Raw genomic sequence first — 12,746 nt, 5'->3', positions numbered from 1 at the left:
TCATCTGCTAATCAAAAATCGCGGCGACGACCGAGCGTATGCAGAACGCGTCGGGACCACAATCATCGGGGGCGCCTTTACGCGCCTGACTATTAACTTCGTAATAGTTAGTGCAGCCTTTACCCGTTAAGAAGCACTCTGGATCTGGCGAACTGATGATACCCGTGTCTCGGAGATACCAGTTTGCATTGCGGTCAAGCGTCGTATTGCCGTCAAGCCCTTGGTAAGCATTTGATGTAGAAAAGTCGCTTTCATAATCTTCCGCGATTTCGACGATACATAGAGAGGTGTCATCAACAGGTCTAACGGCACAATCATCCGGCGGCACTGCGTTATTCAACACGCGCCTTTCACCCTCACGCAAAGCTGACTCAGCGGCACTTGACAACCGCTTGTTCTCAATCAAGTTGCCAGTCACCCGCGCTTCCAGCGTAACCTCTCTCATACTTGCGACAGAGATAACAGTAATAATAAGTAACATCACCAGCGCTACTACCAGAACCGCGCCTTTCTCTGAAGATCGGACGCCCTGCGCCCGAGAGTGACCCGTCATGGCATCAGGTTCCTTATGGTTATGCCGCTACTGACAACCTGATAAAGCGTGTTATCAGGAGCAGGAGTGCAGGGGGCGATGTTATTCCAGTCGCAATAAGCCTTGCTTGTCATCCCATCACTCAGATTAGAGTTTTCACTCGACATCAAGAGGTCGTACCGCACACTCCGAATGGGCGTGGTAGGCGCTGCCGTATACTCGGCAACCAACCGCTCACTACTTGGGCCTACCCCATAACCAAAGACAACATCTGCAACGCCGTCGACCAACACCTCACCATTGCAAGTTAGCTGTCCGTTCGCGACTTCCATTCTCTCGACTATCGCGCCCGCAGCGGCCGTGGATGACTGCGGGACGGTGTAAGGTTTTTCGATGGATGCCAATTCGGTGCTACTCCAGGATGCCGCTAGACTCGTTCCGCGACAATCCTCTTCATTTTCATCTCTTGGCTGATAGCGGAGGCAAAACGCAGTTGCACTCACCCGTGTTACCGCTTCGCCAGCTGTAAAGGTGCACGTTTGCGCACCCGCATTAAAAGTACCCGCAGGGAATGCCTGCTCCATGTCCTGATCAGGCCTACGACGATAGCCCGCTTTAGCCAGATGATCTTCGAAGGTCATCAGAGCAAAGCGGCCATTCTCCAAGTTACCTATCTGACCTTGCTGAAACAGGTAATTTTTTTTGTTATCAACGTAAATTTGCGTAACACCAAGAACGAGAAAACTGCTCAATGCCAGCGCGACGAGCAGCTCGATCATTGATAAGCCGCCTTGATTTAGAGGTTTGATCATAACTTTACAACTCCGCTCTTAGGCGATAGCGACAAATGGTACCGTCGTAGTCGTCGGCGGCAGTATCCACGGCAGCATCCAGACAATCGCCATCCTTCACTCGCCATGCTAACTGCACTTCAATCGCAGATCCCGTTGCACTGCAAACATTGGGAGTGGCAGACCGGCACACGTGAAAGTCTGCTTCAGACAAACCAGCAGCATCCGGTAATGCTTCTTGAGCTCGGGCTGCCCAGCAACCCAGCCTTGCTTCGGCGGCATCCGGAAGTGGAGAGCAAGATACAGGCTCAGCGGGAAACTCCTCGCCAGCTGCCTTGTAATAATCAGATTGATCGCGCGGGAGCCCAGTGACATCCAGAACGCGAATACTGTCGGCACGCATCATTTCCATCAAATCCTCGGCCAGCATTGCGGCCGTATTACGCTGAACAGAGTCCTGAGCGAAGGAAATACTCTGCGCCTGCATCGCAACCATACCCAATATACTGATACTTATAAGCAGTAGGGTAATGAGCACTTCCATCATGCTGAAGCCGGTCTGGTCATCACACCGAGTCGTCATCTGGCACCTCATCACAATTCGCTCGTTGTTAACGTAGTAGGCCCTGTCATGCGGGCTGAGCCCGAACGCTGGATGCCGATGGCATACTCGGTAGCTGTCTTGTCGCTACTCACCTTCAGGGTCGCCGCCGCCGAGACCGTACCATCGGGCCTGAATATGAGTGAATTCTGCGTTTGCGAGCTACCGAGCGAAGCCGGGACAACGAACTGCCGTACGGTAGCGCCGCCCTGGCTCAGCTGCCAAGTTCTGGCTGCCGCGGTATAGCTTAAAGTGGCCGCAGAGCGCTTGTTGACAGCATCCGACCGCGCAGCCAGTACTAACCGATATAATTCTGAGGAAGCGGCCTCCACACGGTTCTTTTCAATCATGCGATTAAAGCTCGGCACAGCAAGGGAGGCGAAGATACCAAGCAGCACCACCACCACCATCAACTCGATCAGAGTGAACCCCTTCACACTTCGCATCAAAACAACCCTCCTAGTAGTCGATGCAATATATGAAGATTGGCTGTCAAGTTCTCGCCTGTCCCGATGATCGGTCAGATTCACTGCATGACAGGCGTTCAAAAGGAGTTTCATATGAAGCAAGACTCAAGGAGAGAGCCATGCAGGCAAAAGGTTTCACCCTGGTAGAGCTACTCACCGCCTTGGGCCTGGTGACGATACTACTGAGCATCGGCCTGCCCTCGTTCGGCAGGCTCGTTGACAATCATCGATTGGATGTTGGCAAGGAACAGCTTGCCCGCAGCATCCAACAAACCCGTGAAGAGGCGGTGCGACGTAATCAGGCCGTAACCATGGCGCCTATCGAGGGCGACTGGAATCGGGGCTGGCAGGTATTTCTCGACAGCAACGGCAATGCACAATACGACGCTGCAGATGAGCTGCTCAGCCAGGACATTGCAGCGCGTATCAGCCACATCCATGGCAGTGGTGCGCTAGCTAGCTATGTGCGCTATAACGCCCTGGGCGAGTCGGAGCTGTTGCATGGGGGTTTTCTGGCCGGGACCTTGCGGCTGTGCCCCGCTGAGGCTTCAAGAGATGGACGAATGCTGGTTATCAATCGCGTGGGGCGGCTGCGGATGGACAAAGGCCCCATCGCTGAAAGGTATTGTCCGGGCACCCCACAATAGCGGGACAATCCGCAAGAGTTCATACCCGAGCTTGCCAGATAAACCGCACGCAGGGCTTGCTGACCTGCCGAGCCGGGCCGCCTGGAACAAGCAAACGAGCGACCACGACGGGGCGTGACCAGCCCACTATCTCAGGTGCGATATTCCGCGTTGATGCGCACATACTCGTGGGAGAGATCGGTGGTCCACAGGGTTTCGCTGTGTTCGCCGCGGCCCAGCTCGATGCGAATGGTGATTTCCGCCTGGGCCATTACCTTGGCGCCCTGTTCTTCGCGGTATTCTTCGGCACGGCCGCCGTTGCGCGTAATGCAGACGTCGTCCAGATAGACGTCTATCTTCTCGACATCCAGGTTCGGCACCCCGGCGTAACCCACGGCCGCAAGGATGCGACCCCAGTTGGGATCGGAGGCAAAGAGCGCAGTCTTGATCAGCGGCGAGTGCGCTACCGCGTAACCGACATCCAGACATTCATCGCGATTGCCACCGCCGTTGACCTGAATGGTCACGAACTTGGTGGCGCCTTCTCCATCGCGCACTATCGCCTGCGCCAGTTCCAACATGACGGCATTGATGGCCTTGGCGAGTTGCTGATACTCGGCGCTCTGCGCTGAGTCGATTTCTGCCATATCGGCCTGGCCGGTGGCGATCAACATGCAGGAGTCGTTGGTGCTGGTATCGCCGTCGATGGTGATGCGATTGAAGGACAGGTCGGCTGCCGCCTTGACCATCTGCTGCAGCATTGGCTGCGCCACCTTGGCATCAGTCGCTACGTAACCCAGCATAGTGGCCATGTTCGGGCGGATCATGCCGGCACCCTTGGAGATGCCGGTGATGGTGATAGTCTGTCCAGCCAGTTGAATCTGCCGGCTGGCACCCTTGGGCTGTGTGTCGGTGGTCATGATGCCTTCGGCTGCCACGGCCCAATTTGACTCGGATAAATCAGCCAGCGCTGCTGGCATGGCACCAATAACCTTGGCGGCGGGCAGCAATTCCCCGATCACGCCGGTGCTGAACGGCAGCACCTGTTGGAGCGTTACGCCCGTGAGTTCTGCCAAGGCTTCGCAGGTGCTGATAGCCGCCTGCATGCCCGGCTTGCCGGTACCGGCATTGGCGTTACCGGTATTGACCAGCAAATAGCGGGGCGCGCTGCTCAGATGCTGTCGGGTGAGGGTCACTGGTGCGGCGCAAAAGGCATTGGTAGTAAACACCCCCGCTATGCTCGCGCCTTCTGCCGCCTCCATGATCACCACATCCTTGCGTCCTGCGCGCTTTATGCCAGCAGAGGCGATGCCAAGACGGAAACCGGGAACAGGATGCAGAACAGGCAGCGGGCCGAGACCGACGGGCATGGCAAAAACTCCAAAAAAGAAAGGGAAGCTGCAAGGCGGATGGCCGCCCCCTGCAAGCTGCAAGCTGCAAGCTGCAAGCTGCAAGCTGCAAGCTGCAAGCTGCAAGCTGCAAGCTGCAAGCTGCAAGCTTGCCTAGTTTGTAGTGCGCGTTTTCGCTGTCAAGCAATTTGTCGCGCTACTCATCCTGCAAACGGAGCAGCGCTTGCCGCTTGCCGCTTGAGGCTGCTGAGCCCAAGGCTCAGCTTATCTGCCCGTGACAATGCTTGTACTTCTTGCCGGAACCGCAAGGGCAAGGATCGTTGCGGCCGACTTTGGCGCCGTCGCGGGTCACCGGGCCGGCGGGTGCTGACGGTTGCTCTGAGTCATCCGCACTTGGCTCGTCGGTCACGCTGCGCACTTCCTCGTGCTTGAACTGCATGCGGCGCTGCAATTCTTCTGCCTGCTGGCGCAGACGCGCTTCTTCTTCAGCGGGATCTTCGCGCTTGATCTGCACATGACTCAAGACGCGCACCGTATCGCGCTTGAGATTGCCCAGCATTTCTTCAAACAGGTTGAAGGCCTCGCGCTTGTATTCCTGCTTGGGATTCTTCTGCGCATAGCCACGCAAATGAATGCCCTGGCGCAGATGATCCATGGTTGCCAGGTGCTCCTTCCACAAGTCATCCAGCACGCGCAGCAGCATCTGCTTCTCGAACGAACGCATGGCCTCGGCACCGGCCAGCAGTTCTTTCTCTTCATAGGACAACACCAGGGCTTCCAGCACGCGCTTGGTAACGCCCTCTTCGGCCAGGGTTTCGTCTTCGTCCAGCCATTGCTGTACCGGCAGGTGCAGGCCCAGCTCGCTGGCGAGCTGTTGCTCCAGAGCCGGGATATCCCACTGCTCCGGCAAACTGCCGAATGGCATGTGCTGACCCACCAGATCGTGCACCACGTCTTCACGGATGGCCTGAATGGTTTCTGCTACCGATTCGCTGGCCAGAATGGAGTTACGCTGGCCATAGATCACCTTACGCTGCTCGTTGGCAACGTCATCGTACTCGAGCAGCTGTTTGCGGATATCGAAGTTGCGACCTTCGACCTTGCGCTGGGCCTTTTCGATGGCGTTAGTGACCATTCGATGCTCGATGGCCTCACCTTTCTCCATGCCCAGCGCTTTCATGAAGTTTTTCACCCGGTCGGAGGCAAAAATGCGCATCAGGCTATCTTCCAGCGACAGGTAGAAGCGGCTTGAGCCCGGGTCACCCTGGCGGCCGGCGCGGCCACGCAGCTGATTATCGATACGACGGGACTCATGGCGCTCGCAAGCGATGATGTGCAAACCACCGGCTTCCAACACTTGCTGATGACGCTGTTGCCACTCATCCTTGATCTGCGCGATCTGCTGGTCGCTCGGATTCTCCAGGCTGGCCACCTCGGCCTCCCAACTACCGCCCAGGATGATATCGGTGCCTCGACCCGCCATGTTGGTGGCAATGGTCACGGCCCCGGGGCGACCGGCCTGCGCAATAATCTCGGCCTCTTTCTCGTGGTACTTGGCGTTCAGCACCTTGTGCGGAATCATCTCGCGGGTCAGCAACTGTGCGACCACTTCGGAGGACTCAATCGACGCCGTACCGACCAACGCCGGGCGGCCCTGCTCCATGCACTGCTTGATGTCCGCGACAATGGCGGCAAACTTCTCGTCGATGCTGAGGTAGACCAGGTCGTTGTGGTCCTTGCGGATCATCGGCTTGTTGGTGGGGATTACCAGCACATCCAGACCGTAGATCTGGCGGAACTCGAACGCTTCGGTGTCGGCCGTACCGGTCATGCCGGACAGCTTGGGATACAGACGGAAGTAGTTCTGGAAGGTGGTAGAAGCCAGAGTCTGGCTCTCGGCCTGAATCTTCAAGCCTTCCTTGGCCTCGATGGCTTGATGCAGACCTTCGGACAAGCGGCGACCGGGCATGGTACGACCGGTGTGCTCATCCACCAGCAGCACCTGGTTGTTCTGCACTATGTATTCCACGTTGCGATGGAACAGCGTATGCGCGCGCAACGCCGAATGGACATGGTGCAGCAGATTGAGGTTTTGCGCAGCGTAAAGGCTGTCGCCTTCCTGCAGCAGCCCCTCCTTGGTGAGCAGCTCTTCAACGAACTGGTGGCCGGCCTCGTTCAGCTCAACCTGGCGGGTCTTTTCATCAATGCTGTAATGGCCATCCACCTCACCCTCGCCTTCCTCTGCGGGATAACCGCGTTTGAGCAGCGGAATAAGCGTATTGATGGCGGTATAGAGGCGCGAGCTGTCTTCTGCCGGACCGGAGATGATCAACGGGGTGCGCGCCTCGTCAATCAGAATGGAGTCGACCTCGTCGACCACGGCAAAGTTGGGCTCGCGCTGGAACTTGTCTTCCATGCGAAAGGCCATGTTGTCGCGCAGGTAGTCAAAGCCCAGCTCGTTGTTGGTGCCGTAGGTGATATCGCAGCGGTAAGCGGTGCGTTTTTCCTGAGGATCCTGGAAGGGCACGACCACGCCCACGGACATGCCAAGAAACTCGTACAGTGGCCGCATGGTATTGGCGTCACGCGCCGCCAGATAGTCGTTTACGGTGACCACGTGCACGCCCTTGCCCGAGAGCGCGTTGAGGTAAACCGGCAGTGTGGCAACCAGTGTCTTGCCCTCACCGGTCTTCATCTCGGCAATCTTGCCCTCGTGCAGCGCCATACCGCCAATCATCTGCACATCGAAGTGGCGCATGCCCATTACCCGCTTGCTGGCTTCGCGCACCAGGGCAAAGGCTTCCGGCAATATGGCGTCTAGTGATTCGCCGCCGGCCACACGCTGCTGGAGCTCCTCGGTTTTCGCCTTCAGCTGCTCGTCGCTCAGTGCGTTCAAGCCTTCTTCCAGAGCGTTGATCGTGGTAACGACCTTGCTCATCCGCTTCAACTCACGATCGTTCTTGCTTCCCAACAGCTTTCTCATTAAAGGCGCAAACATAGTCGACTTCGATATCCATTTGGTGGTCGGCGCACCCGATTACTGCGGCGGGAGGTCGCCTGGAAAAAGGCATTCTACTCTGATTACGGCCTGACAATAAACCGCGCACCCGGCACCAGGCCCGGACACAGCTGCAGCCGTGTCCAGGCAATCTATATTGGGCCAAACAAAGGTTGTTTCAATGCGACAAAACGGGGTTATTTCAATGCGACAAAACGGGCGGGATTGACAGCCATGCCGTTACGGTAGACCTCAAGGTGCAGGTGCGAACCGGTAGACCGACCGGTGCTACCGACGGCCGCGATTTCCTGGCCCTTGTGGACCAGATCACCCTTCTCGACCTTGAGTGCGGACGCGTGAGCGTAGCGAGTCTTGTAGCCACCACCGTGGTTGATCTCAACCATGTTGCCATAGGCACCGTTGCGACCGGCAAAGGTAACCACGCCGCTGCCGACTGCGTAAATCGGTGTGCCGCGTGGTGCGGCGAAGTCCAGTCCGGTATGCATGGAGATACGACCGGTAATAGGATCGGTACGGCGACCGAAGCCGGACGAGAGGTGCCCCATTCGTACGGGGGTAAAGTCCAGTGCCGAGTCGACGTCGGATTGACGGCTCACCATCAGATCTTCGAGCAACTGCAACTGCTGAGTACGGTCATCGATACGCTCGGACAACTGCTCGATGACGTTCTGCAGATCGGGCGAGTGGTAGCTCAGATCGTCGCCACGCAACTCCGGCCCACCCATACCCGGGTCGATATCTTCACCAAAATTGAACTCGCCATCGGAGAAGTCGGCCAATTCGGTCAAACGCTCGCCCAGCGCATCAAGCCGCGTCAAGCGCATCTGCAGCCGGGCCAGCTGCTGGCTCATGCGCTCAATCTGCGCTTGTGAACCGTCGTCCACCGGGACATCGCTGATGTCGTAATCCTGCAGCACCTGTTGCCATTGCGGGGCAGCATCAGCCTGCGCCACCTCGGTGATCTGCGTGCCGCCACTGAGCAATTGCCAGGTCAGCAGCGCAGCGGCCACCGGCAGCGCTGTCAGCACCGCTATGCCGGCAGCCACCCAGGGCGTACTCAAGGTAAGTGTTCGCGACGCACCATGGCGTCCGGTAAGAATGATAATGTTCAAATAGCAACCTCAAACAAAGGTGGCAGCGGTTCTGATAGGATGACCGCTACATCATTTACAACTGGTGCAGACCTGCATGGCCTTTTACCCGCTTGATGCACGCCGACCCACCGACCTGGTGCGCACCAATATTACCCTCAGAAACCTCTATGCCCAGGCACGTAGCATCGAGCGGCTGCAGTCTCTGGTGGAGACGCAACTGGAGCCGGCTGCCCGGGAGCACTGCAAGGTAGCCTCGTTTGCCGACGGCGTGCTGCGCTTTGTGGTCAGCAGCAGCCATTGGGCCACCCGCCTCCGGTACCAGCAAAAACGCCTGGTGCGCCAGCTGCAGGCTTACAAGGAATTCGCAACCTTAACGAAAATACATTGCAAGGTACACCCGCCACTGGTCAAAAAAGCACCACCAGTTCGCACAATGCGCCGCTCAGCGGTGGCCGCTGAACACTTGCAGGAGACTGCAGAGCAGGTGACAGACGCTACCCTGCGCGCTGCACTGGAAAAACTGGCGCGCCATCACAGCGGCGTCCAATGACACCAATAAGGCACGCTTGGCCACATCAGAACCTGAACTTTTTCTGCGCTGCAGTGGTCTGCACTCTCCTTTAACGGCTGACATTCGAGGCGCTGTGTTTTTTTAGCTAAAGAAAACGGCCACCGAAGTGGCCGCTAAAAAGAACGAAACGAGAAGGTGTCGGAAGACTGGTATCAGCAGGCTGACATCAGACCGCAGCAGCAGGGCGCATAAACGAAATAGGCGCCGTACCCGCGTCGTCGAATGTAACCACTTCCCAGGCATCCTTAGTGACCAGCAAGGTGCGTATCAGCTTGTTGTTCAGCGCATGACCGGACTTGTAACCCTTGAACTCACCCACGAGGCTTTTGCCCAGCAGGTACAGGTCACCGATGGCGTCCAGAATCTTGTGCTTCACAAACTCATCTTCGTAACGCAGTCCGTCTTCGTTGAGCACGCGGTACTCATCGACGACGATGGCGTTGTCCACACTGCCACCCAGCGCCAGGTTCTGTGAACGCAGGTACTCGATGTCGCGCATGAAACCGAAGGTGCGCGCGCGGCTCACTTCCTTGACAAAGGAGGTGCTGGAGAAATCCACGCAAGCGGTCTGACTACGCCCGCGGAACACGGGATGGTCAAAATCAATACCAAATGAAACCTTGAAGCCTTCAAAGGGCACAAAAGTGGCCGTTTTGCCGTCCTCTTCCACAGTCACTTCGCGCTTGATGCGAATGAACTGCTTGGCTGCGTCCTGCTCCTCGATACCAGCGGACTGGATCAGGAAGACAAAGGGACCGGCACTACCGTCCATGATCGGCACCTCGGAGGCGCTCAGTTCAACATAGGCGTTATCAATACCCAGGCCGGCCATGGCCGACAGCAGATGCTCTACCGTATCAACCTTGGCGCCATCCTTGATCAGGGTGGTGGACATAGTGGTCTCACCCACGAACTCGGCACGCGCAGGGATCTCGACCACCGGGTCGAGATCCGTACGGCAGAACACGATACCCGTATCTACCGGTGCCGGTTTCAGTGTGAGGTATACCTTCTCACCCGAATGCAGACCAACACCAGTGGCCCGGATGATGTTCTTCAGTGTGCGTTGTCTGATCATGCTTGACTGGGTCCGCTCTAGTTGCGAATAATTTTCAACAAGTGGCGTGCATAATAGCAAAGTACGCCTTTGATGAATACCAATAAGCCCTATGCCGCCGATTGATCAGATCAATCGGCCTGACGCCGCAGGAAGGCCGGGATGTCCAGATAATCCAGGTCTTCAGCCGGCTGGCTCAAACGCGCCGCTGCACTGCCCTGCGGATGCTGGTTGCGCATCACGGTAGGACGATCCAGGTCACGGTAGTTAGGCGCTGCGCCTTCGTGCTGACGCGCGGCTGGAGCCTGAGCCTGAGCGGCGGTGTTGTCGATTACCTTGACCGGCTTGTCCGATTTGGCGCCCAGACCGGTGGCTACCACGGTAACCCGCAGTTCGTCACGCAGCTCGGGGTCAATCACGGTGCCCACAACCACAGTGGCGCTCTCGGAGGCAAACTCTTCAACGGTGCTACCCACCTCGGAGAACTCACCCAGCGAGAGATCCGGACCGGCAGTGATGTTAACCAGAATACCGCGGGCGCCCATCAGGTTCACATCTTCCAGCAAGGGGCTGCGGATGGCGGCTTCAGCTGCTTCACGCGCACGGTTCGGGCCGCTGGCGTGGCCGGTACCCATCATAGCCATACCCATTTCGCTCATGACGGTTTTCACGTCGGCAAAGTCGACGTTGATCATGCCGGGACGCATGATCAGGTCGGCAATACCCTGCACCGCGCCAAGCAGTACATCGTTGGCCTTGCTGAACGCAGCCAGCAGGCTGGCATCTTTGCCCAGTACGGTCAGCAGTTTTTCGTTCGGAATGGTGATCAGCGAGTCCACGTGCTGGCTCAGCTCACGAATACCTTCTTCGGCGATCTGCAGACGCTTGCGCCCCTCAAACGGGAACGGCTTGGTGACCACGGCAACGGTCAGAATGCCCATCTCGCGTGCCACTTCGGCAACGATAGGCGCGGCACCGGTACCGGTACCGCCACCCATGCCGGCAGTGATGAACACCATGTCGGCGCCCTGCAGCACTTCAGCGATGCGCTCGCGATCTTCGATTGCCGCTTCACGGCCAATCAGCGGGTTGGCCCCGGCGCCCAGACCTTTGGTCACAGCGGAGCCCAATTGCAGGACGGTACGGGCGCTGACGTTCTTCAACGCCTGGGCGTCGGTGTTGGCGCAGATGAAGTCCACACCTTCGACATTGTTGACGACCATGTGCTGCAGCGCATTACCGCCGCCGCCGCCCACACCAATAACCTTGATTACAGCGTTCTGGGGTACGTTATCGATCAGTTCGAACATGACCTTCTCCTAGAGTACAGACTCGTTTCGTTTTCGTTTCGTTTACTGCGTTTAGCCCGCTTTGGCGGGTCTGCTACTGGAACTGCAAAATCAGAAATTACCTTGGAACCACTTCTTTACCCGCTCGACCATCGGCACCTTGCTGCCGCTGTCGCTTGGGCTGTTGCTCTGTTCACCGTGGTGCTTGATGCCGTAATGCAACAGGCCCACGCTGGTGGCGTAAATCGGATTGCGCACCACATCGGTAAGCCCTTTGAACTCCTGCGGAAATCCCAGGCGCACCGGCATGTGGAATATCTCTTCGGCCAGTTCAATGGCGCCTTCCATTTTCGCAGTGCCGCCCGTCATGACGATGCCCGCTGGAATCATGTCTTCGAACCCCGAGCGGCGCAGCTCAGCCTGGATCAGGGTGAACAGCTCGTCGTAGCGCGGCTCTACCACTTCCGCCAGAGCCTGGCGCGACAGGTCACGCGGTGGACGATCGCCCACGCTTGGCACCTTGATGGTTTCCTCCGGACCGGCCAGTTTGGCCAGTGCGCAGGCGTAGCGAATCTTGATTTCCTCGGCGTACTGGGTAGGGGTGCGCAGCGCCATGGCGATGTCATTGGTCACCTGATCGCCCGCAATCGGAATCACCGCCGTGTGGCGAATAGCCCCTTCGGTAAAGATGGCGATGTCAGTGGTACCACCGCCGATGTCTACCAGGCAGACACCCAACTCCTTCTCGTCTTCGGTGAGCACCGCGTAGCTGGACGCCAGTTGCTCCAGAATCACGTCTTCCACTTCCAGGCCGCAGCGGCGTATGCATTTTTCGATGTTCTGCACGGCGTTCAGCGCGCAGGTCACCAGGTGCACCTTGGCCTCAAGGCGCACGCCCGACATGCCCAGCGGCTCGCGCACCCCTTCCTGGTTATCGATCACGTATTCCTGCGGCAGAATGTGCAATACCTTCTGGTCCGCTGGAATGGCTACAGCCTGCCCGGCGTCCAATACGCGCTCGATGTCTGCCTGCACCACCTCACGGTCACGAATCGCGACTATGCCGTTGGAGTTCAGGCTGCGTATGTGATTGCCAGCGATACCGGCAAACACCGAGTGAATCTGACAGCCTGCCATCAGTTCGGCCTCTTCGATGGCACGCTGAATCGACTGCACGGTGGACTCGATATTCACCACCACGCCCTTCTTCAGCCCGCGTGAGGGGTGCGAGCCGATACCGACGATCTCCAGTTGACCATCCGCGCCGATCTCGCCGACCAGTGCCACGACCTTGGAGGTGCCGATATCCAGCCCCACTATCATCCTGCTACCCTGCTTGCTTGCCATAGT

12 protein-coding genes are annotated in these 12,746 nt (G+C 57.7%); 2 read left to right on the top strand and 10 right to left on the bottom strand.

What is annotated here, in order from left to right:
* Nucleotides 1-7: 7 nt before the first annotated feature.
* The 4 genes from V7756_RS02535 to V7756_RS02520 are packed head-to-tail and all read right to left on the bottom strand — an operon-like array spanning nt 8 to nt 2,484.
* Entirely contained in the window at nt 8-553 is a 546-nt protein-coding gene (locus V7756_RS02535) for a pilus assembly PilX family protein (protein ID WP_335608581.1), read from the bottom strand.
* Complete coding sequence (locus V7756_RS02530) at nt 550-1,344, bottom strand: PilW family protein (RefSeq protein WP_335608580.1); 795 nt, start codon at nt 1,342-1,344, stop codon at nt 550-552. The genes V7756_RS02535 and V7756_RS02530 overlap by 4 nt, the downstream gene beginning before the upstream one ends.
* 4 nt (nt 1,345-1,348) lie before the next feature.
* Nucleotides 1,349-1,918 carry a type IV pilus modification protein PilV gene (gene pilV / locus V7756_RS02525; RefSeq protein ID WP_442908937.1) on the bottom strand — a complete coding sequence of 190 codons (570 nt, stop codon included), beginning with the start codon at nt 1,916-1,918 and terminating at the stop codon, nt 1,349-1,351.
* The gene (locus tag V7756_RS02520) at nt 1,918-2,484 is read right to left on the bottom strand and encodes a GspH/FimT family pseudopilin (protein ID WP_335608578.1); all 567 of its coding nucleotides are present in this window, start codon (nt 2,482-2,484) and stop codon (nt 1,918-1,920) included. The genes pilV and V7756_RS02520 overlap by 1 nt, the downstream gene beginning before the upstream one ends.
* Before the next feature lie 26 nt (nt 2,485-2,510).
* Between V7756_RS02520 and V7756_RS02515 the strand changes: the two genes are divergently transcribed.
* Nucleotides 2,511-3,038, top strand: coding sequence for a GspH/FimT family pseudopilin (locus V7756_RS02515; RefSeq protein WP_335608577.1), 528 nt, complete (start codon nt 2,511-2,513; stop codon nt 3,036-3,038).
* A 131-nt stretch (nt 3,039-3,169) separates the two neighbouring features.
* On the opposite strand, the gene argJ is transcribed toward V7756_RS02515, so the two are convergent.
* From argJ to V7756_RS02500, 3 genes are all read right to left on the bottom strand, one after another.
* The gene (argJ, locus tag V7756_RS02510) at nt 3,170-4,387 is read right to left on the bottom strand and encodes a bifunctional glutamate N-acetyltransferase/amino-acid acetyltransferase ArgJ (protein ID WP_335608576.1); all 1,218 of its coding nucleotides are present in this window, start codon (nt 4,385-4,387) and stop codon (nt 3,170-3,172) included.
* A gap of 238 nt (nt 4,388-4,625) precedes the next feature.
* Nucleotides 4,626-7,364 (bottom strand): preprotein translocase subunit SecA, encoded by a 2,739-nt coding sequence (secA, locus tag V7756_RS02505; RefSeq protein WP_335608575.1) that lies wholly within the window; start codon nt 7,362-7,364, stop codon nt 4,626-4,628.
* A gap of 197 nt (nt 7,365-7,561) precedes the next feature.
* Nucleotides 7,562-8,446: a M23 family metallopeptidase gene (locus V7756_RS02500; protein ID WP_335608574.1), complete on the bottom strand. Its 885-nt coding sequence runs from the start codon at nt 8,444-8,446 to the stop codon at nt 7,562-7,564.
* 127 nt (nt 8,447-8,573) lie between these two features.
* Here V7756_RS02500 and V7756_RS02495 point away from each other — a divergent pair, with 127 nt between their 5' ends.
* Nucleotides 8,574-9,029: a DUF721 domain-containing protein gene (locus V7756_RS02495; protein ID WP_335608573.1), complete on the top strand. Its 456-nt coding sequence runs from the start codon at nt 8,574-8,576 to the stop codon at nt 9,027-9,029.
* A 187-nt stretch (nt 9,030-9,216) separates the two neighbouring features.
* Here V7756_RS02495 and lpxC read toward each other — a convergent pair whose 3' ends face one another.
* The 3 genes from lpxC to ftsA all read right to left on the bottom strand — a co-directional run bounded on the left by lpxC (nt 9,217) and on the right by ftsA (nt 12,743).
* On the bottom strand, nt 9,217-10,128 hold the full coding sequence (lpxC, locus tag V7756_RS02490) for a UDP-3-O-acyl-N-acetylglucosamine deacetylase (protein ID WP_335608572.1): 912 nt from the start codon (nt 10,126-10,128) through the stop codon (nt 9,217-9,219).
* 110 nt (nt 10,129-10,238) lie between these two features.
* The gene (ftsZ, locus tag V7756_RS02485; RefSeq protein ID WP_335608571.1) at nt 10,239-11,417 is read right to left on the bottom strand and encodes a cell division protein FtsZ; all 1,179 of its coding nucleotides are present in this window, start codon (nt 11,415-11,417) and stop codon (nt 10,239-10,241) included.
* Between the two features lie 90 nt (nt 11,418-11,507).
* On the bottom strand, nt 11,508-12,743 hold the full coding sequence (gene ftsA / locus V7756_RS02480) for a cell division protein FtsA (RefSeq protein WP_335608570.1): 1,236 nt from the start codon (nt 12,741-12,743) through the stop codon (nt 11,508-11,510).
* Nucleotides 12,744-12,746 lie beyond the last annotated feature (3 nt).

It is taken from the genome of Halopseudomonas sp., from assembly GCF_036961105.1.
GTDB lineage: Bacteria > Pseudomonadota > Gammaproteobacteria > Pseudomonadales > Pseudomonadaceae > Halopseudomonas.
This window is presented reverse-complemented; position numbering and strand designations above follow the sequence as displayed.

Excerpts from the sequence above, each read along its gene's own strand:
- V7756_RS02535 (WP_335608581.1), bottom strand. The coding sequence starts at position 553 with ATGACGGGTCACTCTCGGGCGCAGGGCGTCCGATCTTCAGAGAAAGGC.
- V7756_RS02530 (WP_335608580.1), bottom strand. The coding sequence starts at position 1,344 with ATGATCAAACCTCTAAATCAAGGCGGCTTATCAATGATCGAGCTGCTC.
- pilV (WP_442908937.1), bottom strand. The coding sequence starts at position 1,918 with ATGAGGTGCCAGATGACGACTCGGTGTGATGACCAGACCGGCTTCAGC.
- V7756_RS02520 (WP_335608578.1), bottom strand. The coding sequence starts at position 2,484 with ATGAAACTCCTTTTGAACGCCTGTCATGCAGTGAATCTGACCGATCAT.
- V7756_RS02515 (WP_335608577.1), top strand. The coding sequence starts at position 2,511 with ATGCAGGCAAAAGGTTTCACCCTGGTAGAGCTACTCACCGCCTTGGGC.
- argJ (WP_335608576.1), bottom strand. The coding sequence starts at position 4,387 with ATGCCCGTCGGTCTCGGCCCGCTGCCTGTTCTGCATCCTGTTCCCGGT.
- secA (WP_335608575.1), bottom strand. The coding sequence starts at position 7,364 with ATGTTTGCGCCTTTAATGAGAAAGCTGTTGGGAAGCAAGAACGATCGT.
- V7756_RS02495 (WP_335608573.1), top strand. The coding sequence starts at position 8,574 with ATGGCCTTTTACCCGCTTGATGCACGCCGACCCACCGACCTGGTGCGC.
- lpxC (WP_335608572.1), bottom strand. The coding sequence starts at position 10,128 with ATGATCAGACAACGCACACTGAAGAACATCATCCGGGCCACTGGTGTT.
- ftsZ (WP_335608571.1), bottom strand. The coding sequence starts at position 11,417 with ATGTTCGAACTGATCGATAACGTACCCCAGAACGCTGTAATCAAGGTT.
- ftsA (WP_335608570.1), bottom strand. The coding sequence starts at position 12,743 with ATGGCAAGCAAGCAGGGTAGCAGGATGATAGTGGGGCTGGATATCGGC.